Below are 21681 nucleotides of genomic sequence, written 5' to 3' on the forward strand. Positions count from 1 at the left end.
AGAGTGAGAAAAAAGAAATATAGGAGAATATACAGTAAATTATAGAGGTTAAGTGTAATTTGAGTGATATTTAAGATAAAACAAAGATATTTTAGGACATAAATTTTAGCTAAATTAATATCAATGAATTTAAAAAATTAACCAACAACTATTAACAAAAAGTCTCTTAAAATTAAAGAATAATAAATAATTTTAACTAAAATTAATGGAATACTAAATATTTTTATGCAAATACTTGATATATTAAAATATTTAGTATATTATATTTATAGACTATTAGATTACTAGTAATTATAATTATAATTATAATGATAAATATAAAAAATTTTAGGAGGACGGTTGTGTATAATAAATATTCAAAAAAGGCACAAGAATTTATAAGTCATAATGAAATTTTAGATACTATTAAATGGGTAGAAGAAAAAGTAAATGATAAAGAATTAGTTAGTAATATTTTAGAAAAAGCTAAAAATTTAAAAGGATTGGAACATAGAGAAGCTCTTTTATTATTAGAATGTAAATTTGATGATATAAACAATGAAATTTATAATTTAGCTAAATATATAAAAAATAAGATTTATGGAAAAAGAGTAGTTCTATTTGCTCCTATATATCTTTCAAATTATTGTGTTAATGGTTGTATATATTGCTCATATAACCATAAAAATAAAGATATTTTAAGAAGAAAATTAACGCAAGAAGAAATTATTCAAGAAGTTAAGGCTTTACAAGATATGGGGCATAAAAGATTAGCTATAGAATTAGGTGAAGACCCTGTTAATAATTCTATAGACTATGTTTTAGAAAGTATTAAAACAATTTATAGTGTTAATCATAAAAATGGCGTAATAAGAAGAGTTAATGTAAATATAGCAGCTACTTCTGTTGAAAATTATAAAAAGTTAAAAGAGGCAGAGATAGGCACATATATATTATTCCAAGAAACATATAATAAAGAAAATTATGAAAAATTACATCCATTTGGTCCTAAGCATAATTATGACTATCATACAGAGGCTATGGATAGAGCAATGGAAGCAGGGCTTGATGATGTTGGAATAGGTGTATTATTTGGTTTAAATATGTATAGATATGACTTTGTAGGGCTTTTAATGCACGCTGAACATTTAGAAGCTTGTATGGGAGTTGGTCCACATACTGTTAGTGTTCCAAGAATAAAAGATGGTAATAATGTAGATAGCTCAGAATTTAACGATGCTATATCTGATGAATTATTTAAAAAAATAATTGCCGTATTAAGAATATCTATGCCATATGCAGGTATTATTGTTTCTACAAGAGAATCTCAAAAAGTTAGAGAAGAAACTTTAGAAATAGGTGTCTCTCAAATAAGCGGTGGGTCTAAAACTAGTGTTGGTGGCTATACAATAGCACCTGAAGAAAAAACAGAGCAATTTTCTATAACCGATGAGAGAAATTTAGAAGAAATAGTTGAATGGTTATTAAAATTAGGATATATACCAAGTTTTTGTACTGCTTGTTATAAAGAAGGAAGAACTGGAGATAGGTTTATGAAATTAGCTAAATCTGGACAAATAGTTAATTGTTGTGACCCTAATGCATTATTAACCTTAAAAGAGTATACTGAAAATTATGGAGATTATAATGTAAAAAATTTAGCAAGCAAAATAATTGAAAAAGAAGTAGAAAATATACCAAATGAAAAAGTAAAAGGTATAACAAAAGAATATTTAAATAAAAAATATGATAGTAAACAAAACTTTAGATTTTAAAAAAGGAGATGAGTATATGTTAAATAGTGTACCAAAAGGAGAAAGAAAGCATATAGCTATTTTTGGAAAAACTAATACTGGAAAGTCTTCTTTAATAAATTTTTTGACAAATCAAGAATTATCTATAGTATCAGACCAAAAGGGAACAACAACAGACCCAGTATATAAAAATATGGAAATAATAGGATTAGGGGCTTGTACAATAATTGATACTGCAGGGTTTGATGATAATACTAGTTTAGGTAATGAAAGATTAAAAAAAACAGAAACAGCATTATTAAAAACAGATTTAGCAATTTTATTATTTACAGAAGATAATTTTGAGTTTGAAGCCATATGGATTGAAAAGTTTAAAAAATTAGAAATACCATTTATATGTATATTAAATAAAATAGATTTAATAAAAGAAGTAGATATATTAGCAACTAAAATATATAACGATTTTGGAGTTAATCCTATTCTTGTAAGTTGTAAGGAAAAAATAGGATTTGATGATTTAATTTACACTATAAAAAATAATTTTGAAAATGATGATAAACGTGAAATAACTGGAGAATTAGTTAAAGAAAATGACTTAGTTTTACTTGTTATGCCTCAAGATAAACAAGCTCCAAAAGGAAGGCTTATTTTACCTCAAGTACAAGTTTTAAGAGAGTTATTAGATAAAAAGTGTACAGTTGTTTCTACTTCTTTAAAAGACATATCTAACGCATTACAAAGTTTGGCAAAATCACCAGACATTATAATAACAGATTCTCAAATTTTTAAAGAGGTTTACGAGCAAAAACCTAAAGATAGCAAAATGACTTCATTTTCTGTTTTATTTGCAGGTTATAAAGGAGATATTAATTATTATTTAGAAAGTGTTAAAATTTTAGATAATTTAAAAGAAAATGCAAATATAATAATTGCGGAAGCTTGCACACACAATGCAATAGATGGAGATATAGCAAGAGAAAAAATACCAAATATGTTAAAAAAAAGGTTTGGTAATAATATAAATATAACTGTAATAACAGGAGATAATTTTCCAGATGATTTAGAAAAATATGATTTGATAATTCAATGTGGTGCGTGTATGTTTAATAGAAAATATGTTCTTAATAGAATAAATATGGCTAAAAGTAAAAATATACCTACCACTAATTATGGTATTATTATTGCTTATTTAAGTGGTATATTAGACAAAATAAATATTTAAAGGAATGGTTTTTTTGATAGAAAAAATACTAGAAAAAGATAAACTTACAAGAGATGATTTAATTAAATTATTGTCTATAGAAGATGAAAAAGATATGAATAAACTTTTTAATAAAGCTTATTCCATAAAAGAAAAATACATTGGTAAAATATCTCATTATAGAGGACTTATAGAATTTTCTAATTATTGTATAAAAGATTGTAATTATTGTGGAATTAGAAAAAGTAATAGCCTAGTAGATAGATTTTTTATGAATAAAGAAGAAATATTAAAAATGGCAAAATGGGCTTTAGATAATGAATATGGTTCTATAACTTTACAATCGGGTGAAAGAACAGATACAGACTTTGTTAATTTTGTTACAGAAGTTATTTCGGATATAAAAGAAATGTCAAAAGGCAAATTAGGTTTAACACTTTGTATGGGAGAACAAAGTGAAGATGTATATAAAAAGTGGTTTGAAGCTGGTGGTCACAGATATTTATTAAGAATAGAAACTACAAATGAAAATTTATATAATCATATTCACCCTAAAAATAATTTACATTCTTTTAAAAAAAGGGTAGATTGTTTAAAATCTTTAAAAAAAATAGGATATCAAGTTGGGACAGGGGTACTTATAGGAGTGCCTAACCAAACAATTGAAGATTTAGCAGATGATATTTTATTTTTTAAAGATATGGATATAGATATGATAGGTATGGGTCCTTATATTGTCCATAAAGATACTCCAATAGGAAAATATGTATTAGATAAACAACTTGATACGGTTGATAGCAAAAACTATAGATTTCTTTTAGGCCTTAAAATGATTGCCGTTACAAGAATATTTTTAAAAGATGTAAATATTGCTGCAACAACAGCTTTGCAAGCGTTAGACAGCTTGGGTAGAGAAAAAGGATTAAAAGCTGGAGCTAATATTCTTATGCCTATTATAACATTAGAAGATTACAGAGAAAAATATCAATTATATGATAATAAACCTTGTATAGAAGATAATGCTAATAAATGTAAAAGTTGTTTAACGGGCAGAGTTATGAGTATTGGAGAAAAAGTCGGGTTTGGAGAATTTGGAGATTCAAAACATTTTTTTAATAAAATAAAAAGTATCTAATAATTAATTTATAATAAAATTTTTAATTATACCTTATATGATAAAATATAATTTATAGAGCAATTATATTTTATTATATAAGGTTTTTATTTTAAAAAATGGTTATTTATATATAGAAAGAATTTCCAAATAAAAATTTGAATTTAACTAAATATATAACAACAAAAAATTACACAAATAATTTCTTTAGTATAATATTACAAAATAGTATATTAATATATATATAAATTTATATATTTAACCGAAAAAAATAAATATTTTTAAAAATCTATTGTATATTTTTAACTTGTATGCTAGTATACCAATATACTAGTATACAAGTTATTTTTATTACTCTAATTATTATGTTATTTATAAATTTTATATTATTTTTAAGAGGTGATAATAAAAAATCTAAAAAATATTTTAAGAGATAATAATAATTTTTAGGGAGGGATTATTTATGATTCTTGATTTAATCAGTAAAAAAGAAGAAGTTAAGCCATTTAATATAGGAGACAAAATAGGATATGCATTTGGAGATTTAGGCTGTGGTGCATTTTTTATGTTTGTATCTAGTTATTTAATGTTATTTTATACAGATATATTAGGCATAAGCGCAACAGCAGTTGGTACTTTATTTTTAGTAGCAAGAATTTGGGATGCTATAAATGACCCTATAATGGGGACTATATGTGATAGAGTTAAAGTTTCAAAATATGGTAAATTTAAACCATATATTGTTAGATTTGGTATACCAATGGTTTTGGTAGGTATATTAACTTTTACAGCTATTCCTATTTTACCTGAAAATTTAACATTACCATATGCATATATAACTTATATTTTATTTGGTATGTTATATACAGCTGTTAATATCCCTTATGGTTCATTATCATCTGTTATGAGTAAAGACCCAAATGAAAGAGCAGCTTTATCAGTATTTAGAAATCTAGGAGGTCTTTTGGCTCAAATAATAATAGTATTTTTAGTCCCTAAATTAGTTTTTAATATAGATGGTGAAATTACAGCTGTTGGATTTTTAAAATGTGCTATAATATTAGCTATAATATCAAGCATATCTTTTATTATTACATTTAGATTTACTAGAGAAAGAATAGTACATAATAAACTTACAAAAAATAATGATAGTTTTTTAAAATCTATATTAAAATTATTTAAAAATAGAGCTTTTTTAGGTATAGCTTTAGCATCATTTGCACAAATGGCAGGTCTTTTAACAACACAAGGCTTAACAGCATATCTTTTTAAAGACTATTTTAAAGCCCCAAGCCTTATTTCTATAGGCGGTCTTAGTGCTTTAATATCCTCATTTTTAGTAATACCTTTTGCTACTAAAATAATTAGCAAACTAGGAAAAAAAGAAACAGCTGTATTTAGTTGTATGTGGTCGACTATTATTTATGCTCTAGTATTTTTTATACCAAACTTAAATGTAAATACATATATCATACTAATGTTTATTAATGGTTTAGGCCAAGGGTTAATGAGTGCTGTAACTTGGGCATTAGTAAGTGATACTATTGATTATCAAGAATATATTACTGGAGAAAGAAATGAAGGCACAGTTTATTCTTCTTATTCTTTAGCAAGAAAATTAGCACAAGCTATATCTGGTGGATTTGCCGGATTTGCATTAGGCATTTTAGGTTATCAGTCTGGCTCAACAACTCAAACAGAAGATGTTGCTACAGGTATTAAAGCACTTGCAACAGGTATACCAGCTTTATGTCTTTTAGCTACAACTTTAATTTTAATTTTTGTATATAATCTTTCTAAGAAAAAAATAAATCAAATTACAAAAGAACTAGAAATAAGAAGACAACATAACTAAAAAAATATTTAAAAATGGAGGATTTTAATTATGATAGTAGATTTAAAAGCAAAACCTTATAACCTTAATGATGAAGATATAAAATGGGTAAAAGACACTATATCTAATATGACGATAGAGGAAAAAATTGGACAATTATTTATTAATATGGGTGAAAGTAGAGATGAACAGTATTTAAAGGATGTTATAAATAAGTATCATATAGGTGGTGTTCGTTATAATCCTGGCACAGCAGAAGAAGTTTATGAACAAAATAAAATTTTACAAGAAAATAGTAAAATACCACTTTTAATAGCTGCAAATACCGAAAGCGGGGGTAATGGTGCTTGTGTAGATGGAACATATGTAGGAACTGAAACAAAAATAGGGGCTACAAATGATAAAAAATTTGCATATGAATTGGGACGTATTTCTGGTATAGAAGCTTCGGCTATTGGTTGTAACTGGAGTTTTGCTCCAATTGTTGATATAGATGTAAATTGGAGAAATCCTATTATATCTAGTCGTACTTTTGGAAATAATGCTGATAAAGTGTTAGAATATTCTTTAGAGTATATGAGAGGAATTATGGAAAGTGGAATAGCACCCGCTGCAAAACATTTTCCTGGTGATGGTATAGATGAAAGAGACCAACATTTATCTTTTGCACCAAATTCTTTATCTGTTGAAGAATGGGAAGCAACTTTTGGCAAAGTATATAGAGGTTTATTTGAGGCTGGTCTTCCATCTATAATGGCCGGGCATATTTCATTACCAAATTATGTGCGTCATTTTAAACCAGATGCTACAATACAAGAATTAATATTACCAGCTACTTTAAATAAATATATTTTAACAGACTTATTAAGAAAAGAAATGGGCTTTAATGGTTTAGTTGTAACAGATGCAAGCCATATGGTTGCAATGACTTCTGCTATGAAACGTAGTGAAATGCTACCAACAGCAATAGCAGCAGGTAGTGATTTATTTTTATTCTTTAATGACCCAGATGAAGATTTTAATTGGATGATGGAAGGATATAAAAATGGTATTATAACAGATGAAAGACTTGAAGAAGCTTTAATGCGTATATTAGGTATGAAAGCTACATTAGGATTACATAAAAAAGCTAAAACAGAGATATTACCAAAAAAAGATATTGCTCTGTCTAAAATAGGTATTAAAGAAAATAAAGAAATAGCAAAAGAAATTTCTGATAAAGCTATAACTTTAGTAAAAAATAATGAAAATATATTTCCTATATCTTCTACAAAACAAAAAAGAGTTTTACTTGTTGAAATAAAAGGATTTGAAGGTGGGTTTGGTAAATTTATTGAACTAATGGGTGGTAAGAAAAAATCTGCTATTGAAATGACAAAAGAATTTTTAGAAGAAGAGGGATTTGAAGTTACTATATATGAATCTCCTATGAAAAAAATAGAAAATCTTCCACCAGAAGAAATGAGAGTAGCACTTGGCAATATATATGCCGCAAAACGTCCAATATCAGATTTAACAAATAATTATGATTTAATAATAAATATAGCAAATATTAATCCTAATACTGACCAACGTATATTATGGCCTGCAAGTAAAGGTACTCCAGATATTCCTTTTTATGTAAATGAAGTACCAACAATATTTATATCTGTAAATTGTCCATTCCATTTAGCAGATGTACCTCAAGTTAAAACGTATATAAACGCTTATGATAATAGGGAAGATACAATTAAAATATTAGTTGATAAAATGTTAGGAAAATCTGAATTTAAAGGAATAAGCCCAGTTGATGCTTTTTGTGGATTAGAAGATACTAGATATTAATTGGGAGGATATAAAGTGAAAAATTTAAATGAATTTAATAAAGAAAAAAATTTTTTAATTTGCATAGACTCAGATGGTTGTGCAATAAATACAATGGATATTAAACATATAAAATGTTTTGGACCTTGTATGGTAAAAGAGTGGAATCTTCAAATATGGGAAAAAGATATTTTAGAAAAATGGAACAATGTTAATTTATATACACTAACTAGAGGTATAAATAGATTTAAAGGACTTGCTATTGCACTTGAAGAAATTAATCAAAAGTACGTTAAAATAGAAGAGTTAGATGATTTATTAAACTGGGTTAAAAATACTAATGAACTTTCTAACCAATCTTTAATTAAAGAAATAGAAAAAAAGGGGACTATGTGTTTAAAAAAGGCTTTAAATTGGTCAAAAGATGTTAATAGGTGTATAGAATTATTAACAGATGATGAAAAGTTAAGTTTTAAAGGTGTAAAAGAAGCATTAGAAAAAGCTCATAAATTGGCAGATATAGTTATAGTATCTTCAGCTAATGAAAAAGCAGTATTAGATGAATGGAAATATAACAAACTTATAGAGTATACAGATTTAATATTAACACAAAACATAGGTACAAAATCATTTTGTATAAGTAAGCTTTTAGAAAAAGGATATGATTCTAAAAATGTCCTTATGATTGGTGATTCAAAAGGAGATTTTGATGCTGCTAAAAAAAATAATATATTATTTTATCCAATAATGGTTAAAAAAGAAATATTTTCTTGGGAAAGATTTAAAGAAGAAATTTTATATAAATTTACTAATAACCTATATACATCAAAGTATGAAGATAAAATTATAAAAGAATTTGAAGATAATTTTAATAATAATTAATTATTATAATTACAAATAAAATTTAGGAGTGAAATATTATATGTTATATCCAATAATTACAGAAACAAGAAATATTATAGAATTAAATGGTGTTTGGAGTTTTAAAATTGATAAAGGCAATGGATTTTTGGAAAAATGGTATAAAAAACCTCTAGAAAATACCATAAATATGGCTGTTCCTTCATCATATAATGATTTAATAGAATGTCCAGAAATTAAAAATCATATTGGGTGGGTTTGGTATGAAAGAACATTTGTTGTACCAAAAATATTAAAAAATGAAAGAATAGTTTTAAGATTTAGCTCTGCAACACACGAAGCTAAAGTATATTTAAACGGAGAATTTATAGTTGAACATAAAGGGGGATATACACCTTTTGAGATAGAAATAAATAATAATTTGCTTGAAGGTGAAAATAGATTAATAGTTGCAGTTAATAATATAGTAGATGAATCTACTTTACCAGTTGGTATAATAAAAAAAGTACAAAAAGATGGTAAAGAAATTATAAAAAATTATGTAAACTTTGACTTTTTTAACTATGCTGGTATACATAGACCCGTAAAAATATATACAACACCTAAAAATTATATAGAAGATATTGAAATTGTTACAAATTATAAAGATAATATAGGTTATATTGATTACGAAGTGAAAGTAAATGAAAATACAAATATTAAAGTTAGTATAATAGATGAAGATAATAATGTCTTAGAAACATTAAATTGTATAAAAGGTAAATTTGAGATAAAAAATGTTAAGTTATGGGAACCTTTAAATGCTTACCTATATAAAATGAAAGTAGAGCTATTTAAAGATGATATATTATTAGATACTTATACAGAAGAATTTGGTGTAAGAACAGTAGAAGTAAAAGATGGCAAATTCTTAATTAATAATAAACCATTCTATTTTAAAGGTTTTGGAAAACACGAAGATGCACATATTAATGGTAGAGGTATAAATGAGGCAATTAATGTTAAAGACTTTAGTTTAATGAAATGGATAGGAGCTAATTCTTTTAGAACTTCTCATTATCCGTATTCTGAAGAAATGATGAGACTTGCAGATAGAGAAGGTATAGTTGTTATTAATGAAACTGCTGCAGTTGGTTTACATTTAAACTTTATGGCAACTTTGTCTTTAGGTGAACAAAGAAAAAGAAATACTTGGGAAGAACTTAAAACAAAAGAAGCACACGAACAAGCATTAAAAGAATTAATATTAAGAGATAAAAATCATCCTTGTGTTGTAATGTGGTCTATTGCTAATGAGCCCGATTCAGACTCTGAAGGGGCTAAAGAATATTTTGAACCATTAGTTAATTTAACTAAACAATTAGACCCACAAAAAAGACCTGTAACTATTGTTACATATTTAAAATCTACTCCAGATGTATGTAAAGTAGGAGATATAGTAGATGTATTATGCCTTAATAGATACTATGGTTGGTATATAGCTGGTGGAGAATTGGAAGATGCTAAAAAAATGTTAAAAGATGAATTAGAAGGTTGGGTAAAAAGATGTCCTAATAAACCAATAATGTTTACAGAATATGGTGCAGATACTGTAGCTGGTTTACACGATACTATTCCTGTTATGTTTACCGAAGAATATCAAATTGATTATTATAAAGCGAATCACGAAGTAATTGATAAATGTAAAAATTTTGTAGGTGAACAAGTTTGGAATTTTGCAGATTTTGCAACAAGTCAAGGCATATTAAGAGTACAAGGAAATAAAAAAGGTATATTTACAAGAGATAGAAAACCAAAAATGGTAGCACATTATTTCCGTGAAAGATGGAATAATATACCACAATTTGGATATAAAAATTAAATATATTTGATGTAAAAATAAAGCTAGTATTAACAATTAATATTTGTAATTATTAGCTTTATTTTTAATTATAATATTATTTATATAAAAAAATAAAAATAGAGTAATATAAATAATACTTATATATAGTAAAGTAACATAATTAAAAGAAAAAGGGTATCCTTACAACTATTCGTTAAATGAAACTTTAACGAATAGTTGTATTTATATTATAAAATTTTACTATTATATTAGTTATTATTTATATATTTGTATTTATATAAGTAATTGTACATTATTATTTGTTTACTAATTTATAATAATGTACAATTTAAAAATAATAAAAAATAAATTTTATTTATTTATCTTAAATAAATTATAACATTTTCAAAAACTCTTCTTCAGATAATATTTTTATATTTAGTTCTTTAGCTTTTTTATTTTTAGATGAACTAGATTCTTTATCATTATTAATAAGATAATTTGTTTTCTTTGTTACGCTATTAGTAACTTTTCCGCCTAAATATTCTATTTTTTCTTGCAATTCTTTTCTATTTTTAAAATTATTTAAATCTCCAGTTATTACAAATATTTTATCTTTTATATCTAAATTGTACTCTTGTAAAGATATATTATCATTTATATTTAATAAAGGAAATACTTTATTTACAAGCTCTATATTATCTTTATTTGAAAAATAATTAACTAAAGAATTTGCCATAATATCTCCAAATCCATCTATTAATGTAATTTCATCTATTGAGCTATTTTTTATTTTATCAAAATTATAATTAAAATGTTTACATAAAAGCTTTGCATTACTAAGACCTATATGTTCTATACCTAAAGAATATATAAAACTAGGAAGCGTCGTATTTTTAGAATTTTCAATAGCATTTATAAGATTTGTATAAGATTTTTCACCAAAACCTTGCATATTAATTATATCATCTTTATATTTTTCTAAATTATATATATCTGTAAAATCTGTTATAAATCCACAATTAATAAATTTTTCAATAGTTGCTTTAGAAAAATCTGTAATGTTCATAGCATCTCTAGATACATAATGTACTATTGAGTTAATTATTTTCGCAATACATTTAGGATTGCTACATTTTAAAGCTAATCCATCTCTTATTTTTACAACTTCTGCTTTACCTTCACAAGCATTACATTTTTCAGGTATTTTTAAGGTATCACTTTTTGTTTCGTTTTCTGCTATTTGTGGTATAATCATATTTGCTTTATAAACTTTTATTATATCTCCAATGCCTAATTTTAAATTTTTTATAATGCTTATATTATGAAGACTAGCCCTATTAACTGTAGTTCCTTCTAATTCTACTGGTTCAAATATAGCAACAGGATTAATAAGTCCAGTTCGTGAAGTATTCCATTCTACATCTAATAATGTTGTTCTTGCTAAATCATCTGCCCATTTAAAAGCAATAGAATCTTTAGGAAATTTAGAAGTTTCACCTAAACTATCGCTATAAGATATATCATTAAATGTTATTACAAGACCATCTGTTGCGAATTTATTTGATTTTACTTTATTTTCAAAATTTAATATTGTATTTTTAACATTATTTTTATCAACTAAAGCATATTCTACTGTTTCAAATCCTAATGATAATAAAAAATCTAGTTGCTCTGATTTTAAATTAAATTCTTTATCACATTTTACTAAAGAAAAAGCTAAAAAGCTTACATTTCTATCTTTTGTAATTTCATTATTAAGTTGTCTTACTGTTCCACTACATAAATTTCTTGGATTTTTATATTTTTCTGTTATATCTAAATTTTCATTTATATTTTCAAAATCTTTAAAAGATATTAAAGCTTCTCCACGTATAATAAGCTCCTCTTTAAAAGGAATTTTTAAAGGAATATTTTTAAAAACTTTACAATTATGAGTAATATCTTCCCCTATTTCACCATTTCCTCTTGTAACAGCACTAACAAGATTACCATCTACATAAGTTAAAACTATTGTAAGTCCATCCATTTTAAAGGATAATAACCCTTCTTTTGTGTCTAAAAAATCTTCTATTTTAGATATTTCTTTTGTCTTATCTAAAGATAACATTTTCTTATTATGTTTAACTTTTTTTAATTCACTTAAAACTACATACCCAACATTTTGTGTAGGACTATTAGATAACACTATACCTGTCTTTTTTTCAAGTTCTTCTAGCTCATCATATAGCTTATCATACTCAAAATCGGACATTATTTCATAACTTTCTTGATAATATGCTTTTCTTGCTTTATTAAGTGTATTAACAAGTTCTTTTATTTTTTCTATCATTTTTTTCTCCTTTGTTTATAAATAACTAATATTTATAATATCACAAATATAAAAAATAATTAACTAAAATTTTTACTTTATTTACATTTTAAATAACAATAATATTAAAACAATAATTATTAAATTATTAGAAATATTAAAACTATTATTTACAAAAAATAAACAATTTTCATCTATATCATAAACGCCATCTTCTTTAACAGAAGGGTCTATATTTAAAGAATTAACTTTTATAACTTCATTATTAATATTTTTTTCTATATTTCTAGGTATCATACTATTTAAAGCAGATATATTTGTTATTAAATTTATAGCATTATCTATATTTTTATGATTTTCTTTTATTACAAAAGGTTTAATAGCATTTAATAAATTAATCTCTTTAGTAGGATTATTTTTGATATTATCAACATTATTTTTTAATTCTAAATTTATTTTATCTATATATTTTGTTTTAAATAAATTTGTAACTAAATTAAAGGCTTCTTTTATATCATTTTCTACTACTTGTTTATCTTGTATTTTTTGTGCGATTTCATAGATTACATTATTTTCTTGCATAACAAACCTCCTGAGATAATAATTTATAAACATCTATTAGACCCCAACCTTGTTGGTTTTTTGGTAAATATAAATTTTTACAACATTTTTTTAACATAAGTTTTACATCGTCTGGTTGTAAATTATTATATTTTTCTAATAATAATGCTATTGCTCCAGAAACTATAGGCGTAGACATAGATGTGCCACTTAAAGAAAAATAATTTTTTTCTATAACTTCATTAGACTGTTTTGACACATTATTAGACAAACAAGATACAATATTAACACCTGGAGCTAAAACATCGGGTTTTATAACACATTCTAAAGTTGGTCCACGTCCAGAAAAATTTATAAGATGATTTCCCCATACATTAGCTGTTATATTATCGTCTGAAGCACCAATAGTTATAACTTTTTTGCTTATAGCAGGTGAACTAATACTATATTTTTTAGGTCCATCATTACCTGCAGCTATTGTAACAATAATTCCACTATCCCATATTTTTTCAACAGCTTTTACTAAAGGGTCATTAGATGATGTATTATTTGTACCAATAGATAAATTAGCAATTTTTATATTATATTTTTCTTTATTATCTATAATCCATTGTAAACCGGCTAAAACATCTGATGCATTCCCCTTACCTTCGTTATTTAGTACTTTTACACCTATGAGATTACAGTCTGGTGCTATTCCTCTATATTTTCCATTAGAATTTATCCCGTTACTACCTGCTATACCTGCCACATGTGTTCCATGTCCATTATCATCATAAGGTTTTGTTTTGTTATTAATAAAATCTTTAAATGCTATTATTCTATTTTTAGGATATAAAAAATCATTTATAGGAGAAATACCAGTATCTAATATAGCTATTCCTATTCCCTTTCCTGTATATCCCTTTTCTTGAATAATATCTGCATTTACAGTTTTTCTAGCAGTATTCATCTGCATAGTTATATGAGCATTTTGAAAAACAGTTTTTAAACATTTTAAATCTTTTAGTTTTTCTATATTTTGTTCTTCTATCTCTATAACAATCGAATTAATTAAAGGTATTTTATATTTTATATTAGCTATAGACTTTAATATATTTTCTTCTTCAAATGATAAATTACTTTCAACTATTAATTCTACATTACTCATATTACAAGCCTTTCTAATAATTCTTAATTTAGTCTATGCTAAAATAAGAAAAATGTTATTAATTTTTACAAAAAATAATCTTGTACAACATTTTTAGGCTTGTTTAAATAATTTTTTTCAAAAAAATGTAATTTTTACTAAAACTAATACATATAATTAAAATATAATTTTTTTGGAGGTAATAATTATGAATTTTGGAGGTAATAACTTTATCATAATTATATTTTTATTAATGATGATGCAAGGTGATTGTGGTTTTGGTGGAGATAGCAGTATGCTTATTTTATTATTATTAATTTTTATGATGCAAGGCAATGGTTGTGGTATTTGCGAAGCTAAATAATTAATAAAATAAAAAAGTTATACAAAGTTATTGTCAATAAAGTAAATATAAAATAAAAAATTTACTTTATTGACAATATAAATTTTTAAATATCTTTAAATGGGTTAAAATAATGTTTTCTACAAGTAGAAATAAAATAATCTTCTCCTTCTTTAGTATCACCTATAACAACTGTATTTCCAGTAGATTCTAAAATAGGTTTACCATTTTTTATTCTTAAATTCATTGTTGCTTTTTTATCACAAAAATGACAAACACTTTTTACTTCTTGTATGCTATCTGCAAAATATAATAATGCTTTTGAACCTTCAAATAGTTCCCCTTTTATATAGCTATTTTTTAAACCATAACATATAACAGGAATTTTTAAAAAATCTACAATTTCTGTAAGTTCAATAACTTGAGCTTTAGTTAAAAACTGTGCTTCATCAATTAATATACAATTTATTTTTTTTTCATTTTTTTCATTTATAAAATTGTATATGTTCATATCTCTATCAAAACAAAAACATTTGTGTTTATAAGTTAAAGCTCTACTTTCTATAAAGTCTTCTTCTGTTCTTGTATCTAAGTTAGACCTAAGACAAATTATATTTTTTCCTTGTTGTTCATATTTATGAGCAGTCATTAAAAGGTCTGCCGATTTAGAAGCGTCCATTGTTCCATATTTAAAATATAATTTTGGCATTTATTTATCTCCTATTAATTTATTATTTGTTTTCTGTACTTTTTAATGTTTCTTCTATAATATTTTTCATAATATCTTTTGTTATAGCCCCAGATAAATAGCCATATATTTTTCCTTCTTTATTAATCATAAATGTAGTAGGAAAAGATCTAATAAAATAGTCTTTAAAAGTTTGTCCAGTTTCGTCAAAAACTATAGGGAATGTATATCCTTGTTCTTCTATAAATTTTATAATTTCTTCTTTAGATACATCACTATTATGTAGATAATCTTTAGATGACGGATTTGCTACTCCAAGTATAATAACCTCTTCTTTATTAAGCCCATATTCTTTATAAATTTCTTCTATATGAGGCATTTCTATCAAACAAGGTTTACACCAAGTTGCCCAAAAATTAAGAAATACAACTTTTCCTTTATAATCAGATAATGTGTGTGTGTTCCCATATTGGTCTGTTAGTGTAAAATCAAACAAATCTGGTAATTCTTTCATCTCTTCTTTAGTTTCAGCTTGATTAACATCTTCTGTAGTTGTCTCTGTTTCTTTAATTTCTTGCTTTTCTTGTGGTACCTCTTGTTTTTTATTATTATCTATAACTAAATATCTAGATATACTATTCATATATCCAGTAAATGTCATTATACCTATTAAAATTAATAAAAAACCACTTATTTTTACTGTGTATTTTAAAAACTTTTGTTTTTCTTTAAAAAAGTTTAAAACTTTAGTTGTAAATAAACCTAATATTAAAAATGGAATAACAAATCCTAATGAATAAACTAAAACTAATATATTACCAACTAATGAATTTTTTGAGCTAGAAGCTAAAATTAACACAGATGATAATGCTGGTCCTACACAAGGTGTCCACGCAAAGCTAAATGTAAAGCCCATAATAAATGCTATTAAAGGATTTACCTCTCTTTTAGTTATATCAAAATTAAATTTTCTTTCTTTTTGTAAAAATTTAAAATTAAAAATTCCTAGTTGAAAAAGACCTAATAAGATAATTATTATTCCACCTATTCTTGTAAATAATGTTTGGTATTTACTAAAAAATCTACCTAAAGCAGTAAATGATATGCCTAATAAAAAAAATGTACAACATATACCTAAAGAAAAAAATAAGGTATGTAAAAAAACTTTTTTTCTTTTATACATAAGAGTTCCATTTTCTAAAATTTGGGTATTACCAGCTAAGTAAGATATATACAAAGGAATTAAAGGTAAAATACACGGAGATAAAAATGATATTAACCCTTCAAAAAAAACTATTATAAAACTTATATGATTAGAAATATCTATATTATTAAACATACTTCACCTTTCTAAATATTATTTATTAAATTTTGTATAAATTCTTTATCTTTTAAACCGTTTATTTTATGTATAATTTTATTATTTTTTAAAATTACAATTGAAGGTACACTCATTATACCATATTTCATAGCTATACTTGGGCTATGTTCAATATTAACTTTACCAACAGTTATATTTTTATTTTCCGCTTCTATTTCTTCTAATATATTGTTTACAATTTTACAAGGAGCACAATGTGTGGCACCAAAGTCTAAAATTATTAAATCTTCGTTATTAGTTATATATTCATCATAATTATTTGATTCAATATCTACTGTCATATATACTCCTTTCTATTTTTCTATATTATCTAATTTTAAATTTGGATAAGCATTTAAATCTAAATCGGCAAAGTTACCTTTTAAATATTCAAAATATCCAGCACATCCTATCATAGCAGCATTATCAGTACATAATTTTAAGCTAGGTATACAAAGCTTAATTCCTTCTTTATCACAAGCCTCTTGCATAGTTTCTCTTAAAAAAGAATTTGCAGAAACACCTCCTGCTAAAGCTAATGTTTTTAAATTATTATTTTTGCAGGCTTTTATAGCTTTAAAAACTAAAATATCTGTTATTGCTTGTTGAAAAGAAGCAGCCAAATCTTCCTTTTTAAATGGAGTATTAGTCATATTACTTTTATTTACAAAGTTTAAAACAGAAGATTTTAAACCACTAAAGCTAAAGTCATAATCATGTGTATCAATCATTACACGTGGTAAATCTATTGCATATCTATCTCCTTGTTTTGCTAGTTTGTCTATTTCTGGTCCTCCTGGATAGCTTAATCCTATTGTTCTAGCTACTTTGTCAAAAGCTTCTCCACAAGCATCATCTCTAGTTTTTCCTAAAATTTTAAATTTTCCATAGTCTTCTACAAGTACAATATGAGTATGTCCACCAGATATAACAAGGCTTATAAAAGGTGGTTCTAACTCTTTATATTCTATATAATTAGCATATATATGCCCTTCTATATGATGTACAGGTATAAGTGGTTTTTTTAATGTATATGCTAAAGACTTTGCATAGCTTACACCAACTAATAAAGCACCAACAAGCCCAGGTCCATATGTAACAGCTATTGCATCTATATCATTAAGTGTTTTGTTTGATTGTTCTAGTGCTTCATCTAATACAATATCTATCACTTCAATATGTTTTCTAGAGGCTATTTCAGGAACAACTCCTCCAAAAACTTTATGTGTATTTATTTGAGAAGATATAATATTAGATAAAACTTCTCTGCCATTTTTTACAATAGCAATAGAAGTTTCATCACAAGAACTTTCAATAGCTAAAATAATTATATCTTTTTTTATATTTTCCATACTATGCCCTTTCTATAAAATTTAATTTATGTTTTATTATATCAATAATTATAAAACAAATCAATATATAGCATAGTAAAGTAATATATTAAATTTTTATTTATTATTCTAAGCTATCAAAATCAAAAATAGCAGCTTTTGTATAATTTATAACTTTTGCTTCAAAAAAATCTGTTTTTGTATTGTTTATTTTTGAAAAACTTTCTATCCAAGACATAGGGTTTTGTGTTATATCACTATACAGTGGTGTTAAGCCTATTGCTTTTAATCTTAAATTAGATAAATATTTTATATACTTATCTATCAAATCGTTGTTTAATCCTAATATTTCATTATTAGTTACATATTGTCCCCAAGCTATTTCGTGTTCTACACCTGTTTTCATCATATTTCTAAGTTCTTCTTCTAAATATTTTGTAAATATTTGAGGGTTTTCAGTTTTTATTTCTTTAATTATATTTTGGAATAGAACAAGATGAGTTATTTCATCTCTATTTATATACTTAAATATAGTACTTGTAGCTGTCATTTTACCTTGTCTAGCAAGTGTATAGAAAAAACTAAACCCAGAATAAAAATATATTCCTTCCAGTATATAATTAGCCATAATAACTCTTATAAAATTTTCTTGTGTAGGGTTTTGATTAAAGTTTTCATATATACTAGCTATAAATTTATTTCTATTTAATAAATGTTCATCTTCTCGCCACATATCGTATATTTTATCTCTAGTTATAGGATTTGTAACTGTATCTAATATGTAAGAATAACTTTGGGCGTGTATTTCTTCTTGAAAAGTTTGTATGTTTAATAAAGATGAAACCTCTGATGCAGTTATATATCTAGATAAATTGGGTAGGTTTTCACTTTGTATAGAATCTAAAAAGTTTAAAAATGAAATTATTTTATCAAAGGCATTTCTCTCACCATCTGTAAGATAAGGAAATTGTTTTACGTCTTCATTTAAAGCTATTTCTTCTGGTATCCAAAAATTATTTAGCATAGTTCTATACATATTTGTTGCCCAATCATATTTTATCCTATTCCATTCTCTAAGGTTTGTAGTATTGCCATTTATTATACTTATAGTACCTCTTTCACCTTCAGCATTAAATATTTTCTTTTTTATCATAGTTTACCTCCATATTAGCTAGAACAACTTGTACACTCATCCATCTCTAAAGATTGATTTCTAATGTAATAAATAGTTTTTATACCCATTCTCCAACAATTTATATACATATCAAAAATGTCTTTAGCACTAAGCTCATGTGTTATATATAAATTAAAAGATTGAGCTTGGTCTATATGTCTTTGTCTAATAGCACAAGCCTTTATGCTCCAATCTTGTTTTATATAATGTGCCTCTTTATAAAGCCAAAAGTTTTCATCACATAAATTAGGAGCTGTTTTGGGAACATATATACCCTTCTTTTCTTCAACAAAAAACTTTTTAAATATTGGGTCTATACCAGCAGTTGTGTTTGCAATATTAGATGTACTTCCAGTTGGTGCTACTGCCATTATATACCCATTTCTTATACCATATTTTTTTACGTCTTCTTTTAACTTTTGCCATCTTTCAGATGTATAGTTTCTTTTGTCAAAATACTCTCCAGTTTGCCATTCTGAACCCTCAAAAGCTTCATAAGCCCCTTTTTCTTTAGCAAGTTCCATAGAAGATTTTATAGCATTATAAGCTAATTCTTCAAACAAGCTATCTGCCTCTTGTAAATGTTGTTCGCTTTCCCACATTATTTTATTGTTAACTAAATAATGATGGTATCCGCTAGTTCCAAGCCCTATAGCACGATATTTATTACTTGTAACTTTAGCATCTAATACAGGTAATTTATTTAATGTAATAACATTATCTAACATTCTTATTTGTAATGGAATACAATCTTTAAGCTCTTCCTTTGAAACTTTGCCAAGATTAACAGAATTTAAATTACAAGTTACCATATCTCCAGGTTTTATTTTTGTTGTAACAATATCATCTTTTTCTTCTTCTTCTATTAAACTGCTTTCACTTGTATTTTGAGCTATTTCATGACAAAGATTAGAGGCATAAATTATACCTTTATGTTTGTTAGGATTAGCTCTATTAACAGTATCTCTAAAAAATATAAATGGTGTACCTGTTTCTACAGCACTTTTTAATATTTTTTTCATTATATCAAGACAAGGAGTTACTATTTTATCTAAGTTAGGATTATTTTCACATTCTATATATCTGTTTGTAAACTCTTTATTATCTTCATCATCAAAATAATCTTCTAAATAATAACCCATTTCTTTTTTAACTTGATATGGGTCAAATAAAGCCCAATTTTCTCTTTTTTCTAAACGCTCCATAAATAAATTTGGTATGCTAAGAGAAGGAAATATATCGTGAGCTTTTCTTCTATCATCACCATTGTTTGTTTTTAAATCTAAAAAATCGTATAAATCTTTATGCCATATATCTAAAGTTATAGAGGCACTACCTTTTCTTCTTCCTAATTGGTCTACCGCAATAGCCGTATCATTATAAAGTCTTATCCAAGGTATAACCCCTCCAGATGAATTTTTATTTCCCCTAATATCACTATTTAAAGCACGCACTTTTCCCATATATATACCTAAAGCACCACCGTGCTTAGATACTTGAGCAAATTTTTGATTTACATCATATATAGACCATAAATTATCCCCAACAGTAGATATAAAACAACTGCTAAGTTGATAAAAAGGTGTACCAGCATTAGCAAGGGTTGGTGTAGCAACTGTCATTTTTAGAGTACTCATAATATCATAGAATTTTTTAGCATAATATACTTTTTTTTCTTTTTCTGGTATAGCTATATGCATAGCTATAATAAGAAATCTTTCTTGTGGTAATTCTAAAATTTTTCCATCTAAACTTTTTACTAAATATCTTTTAGATAATAAATTTAATCCATCATAATTAAATAAATTATCTCTATCACTTTTTATATAATTACCAAGTTCTTTTATTTCTTCTTCCGAATAGTTTTCTAATATGTAATTTCCATATAAATTTTGTTCTGTAAGACTTTTTACTAATTCTAAAAAATCTCCATAACCAAAATGGTTGTAATTCCTATTTATAGCAGCCTCTTTGTATAAATCATATATTAATAGTCTAGATGCTACATATTGCCAGTTTATATTTATTTTTTTAACTAAATTACCATATCCATCATCTTCTACATATATAACTTTTTCAATAGCAGTTTGTATGAGTGTTTTTTGTATTTCTTTTGTTGTCATACCATCTCTAAACTGTAACTTTGCATCTAGCTCTAATTCTTGTGGAGAACAACCCTCTATGTCCTCACAAGCAAAGGCTATGACCTTTTTAGTTTTTTCAACGCTTAATTTTTCTAAGCTACCATCTCTTTTTTTTATATTTATTGCCATAAATAAATTATTCCTTTCATAATTAAATAAGACATATTATATACTAGCATATATAGGATACTTTTTCAACATTTAACCTTTTATATAGTGTTTTTTGGTAAAATTAACGATTTTATATTAAATATATTTAAAACTATTTATAA

The 21681-nt window shown here is 25.2% G+C and carries 17 protein-coding genes; 8 read left to right on the plus strand and 9 right to left on the minus strand.

The window, feature by feature from the left end; genetic code table 11:
* Positions 1-341 precede the first annotated feature (341 nt).
* The 7 genes from hydG to uidA all read left to right on the plus strand — a co-directional run bounded on the left by hydG (position 342) and on the right by uidA (position 10407).
* The gene (gene hydG / locus NBW53_RS04850) at positions 342-1754 is read left to right on the plus strand and encodes a [FeFe] hydrogenase H-cluster radical SAM maturase HydG (RefSeq protein WP_250278957.1); all 1413 of its coding nucleotides are present in this window, start codon (positions 342-344) and stop codon (positions 1752-1754) included.
* A complete protein-coding gene (gene hydF, locus NBW53_RS04855) occupies positions 1726-2955 on the plus strand; it encodes a [FeFe] hydrogenase H-cluster maturation GTPase HydF (RefSeq protein ID WP_250278958.1) in 1230 nt (409 codons plus the stop codon). Before hydG ends, hydF begins: the two co-directional genes overlap by 29 nt.
* A gap of 13 nt (positions 2956-2968) precedes the next feature.
* Complete coding sequence (gene hydE, locus NBW53_RS04860; protein ID WP_250278959.1) at positions 2969-4069, plus strand: [FeFe] hydrogenase H-cluster radical SAM maturase HydE; 1101 nt, start codon at positions 2969-2971, stop codon at positions 4067-4069.
* Between the two features lie 442 nt (positions 4070-4511).
* Complete coding sequence (locus tag NBW53_RS04865) at positions 4512-5903, plus strand: MFS transporter (protein ID WP_250278960.1); 1392 nt, start codon at positions 4512-4514, stop codon at positions 5901-5903.
* A gap of 30 nt (positions 5904-5933) precedes the next feature.
* Positions 5934-7706: a glycoside hydrolase family 3 protein gene (locus tag NBW53_RS04870; protein WP_330651644.1), complete on the plus strand. Its 1773-nt coding sequence runs from the start codon at positions 5934-5936 to the stop codon at positions 7704-7706.
* Positions 7707-7721: 15 nt separating this feature from the next.
* Positions 7722-8567 carry an HAD family hydrolase gene (locus NBW53_RS04875; RefSeq protein WP_250278961.1) on the plus strand — a complete coding sequence of 282 codons (846 nt, stop codon included), beginning with the start codon at positions 7722-7724 and terminating at the stop codon, positions 8565-8567.
* 40 nt (positions 8568-8607) lie between these two features.
* Complete coding sequence (uidA, locus tag NBW53_RS04880) at positions 8608-10407, plus strand: beta-glucuronidase (RefSeq protein WP_250278962.1); 1800 nt, start codon at positions 8608-8610, stop codon at positions 10405-10407.
* Positions 10408-10762: 355 nt separating this feature from the next.
* Here uidA and ligA read toward each other — a convergent pair whose 3' ends face one another.
* The 3 genes from ligA to NBW53_RS04895 form a co-directional block, all read right to left on the minus strand.
* Positions 10763-12700 (minus strand): NAD-dependent DNA ligase LigA, encoded by a 1938-nt coding sequence (ligA, locus tag NBW53_RS04885; RefSeq protein ID WP_250278963.1) that lies wholly within the window; start codon positions 12698-12700, stop codon positions 10763-10765.
* An 81-nt stretch (positions 12701-12781) separates the two neighbouring features.
* The gene (locus NBW53_RS04890) at positions 12782-13261 is read right to left on the minus strand and encodes a hypothetical protein (RefSeq protein ID WP_250278964.1); all 480 of its coding nucleotides are present in this window, start codon (positions 13259-13261) and stop codon (positions 12782-12784) included.
* Positions 13248-14192: a S8 family peptidase gene (locus tag NBW53_RS04895; RefSeq protein WP_250279007.1), complete on the minus strand. Its 945-nt coding sequence runs from the start codon at positions 14190-14192 to the stop codon at positions 13248-13250. Before NBW53_RS04895 ends, NBW53_RS04890 begins: the two co-directional genes overlap by 14 nt.
* Before the next feature lie 385 nt (positions 14193-14577).
* Here NBW53_RS04895 and NBW53_RS04900 point away from each other — a divergent pair, with 385 nt between their 5' ends.
* Positions 14578-14733, plus strand: coding sequence for a hypothetical protein (locus tag NBW53_RS04900; protein WP_250278965.1), 156 nt, complete (start codon positions 14578-14580; stop codon positions 14731-14733).
* An 85-nt stretch (positions 14734-14818) separates the two neighbouring features.
* Here NBW53_RS04900 and NBW53_RS04905 read toward each other — a convergent pair whose 3' ends face one another.
* From NBW53_RS04905 to NBW53_RS04930, 6 genes are all read right to left on the minus strand, one after another.
* Entirely contained in the window at positions 14819-15421 is a 603-nt protein-coding gene (locus NBW53_RS04905; RefSeq protein WP_250278966.1) for a thymidine kinase, read from the minus strand.
* Between the two features lie 22 nt (positions 15422-15443).
* Entirely contained in the window at positions 15444-16739 is a 1296-nt protein-coding gene (locus NBW53_RS04910) for a redoxin domain-containing protein (RefSeq protein WP_250278967.1), read from the minus strand.
* 11 nt (positions 16740-16750) lie between these two features.
* A complete protein-coding gene (locus NBW53_RS04915) occupies positions 16751-17062 on the minus strand; it encodes a thioredoxin family protein (protein WP_250278968.1) in 312 nt (103 codons plus the stop codon).
* Between the two features lie 12 nt (positions 17063-17074).
* On the minus strand, positions 17075-18112 hold the full coding sequence (gene tsaD / locus NBW53_RS04920) for a tRNA (adenosine(37)-N6)-threonylcarbamoyltransferase complex transferase subunit TsaD (RefSeq protein WP_250278969.1): 1038 nt from the start codon (positions 18110-18112) through the stop codon (positions 17075-17077).
* Positions 18113-18215: 103 nt separating this feature from the next.
* The gene (locus NBW53_RS04925; protein WP_250278970.1) at positions 18216-19244 is read right to left on the minus strand and encodes a ribonucleotide-diphosphate reductase subunit beta; all 1029 of its coding nucleotides are present in this window, start codon (positions 19242-19244) and stop codon (positions 18216-18218) included.
* A gap of 14 nt (positions 19245-19258) precedes the next feature.
* Entirely contained in the window at positions 19259-21538 is a 2280-nt protein-coding gene (locus NBW53_RS04930; protein WP_250278971.1) for a ribonucleoside-diphosphate reductase subunit alpha, read from the minus strand.
* Positions 21539-21681 lie beyond the last annotated feature (143 nt).

It is taken from the genome of [Clostridium] colinum (assembly GCF_940677205.1).
Taxonomy (GTDB): domain Bacteria; phylum Bacillota; class Clostridia; order Lachnospirales; family CAG-274; genus Tyzzerella; species Tyzzerella colina.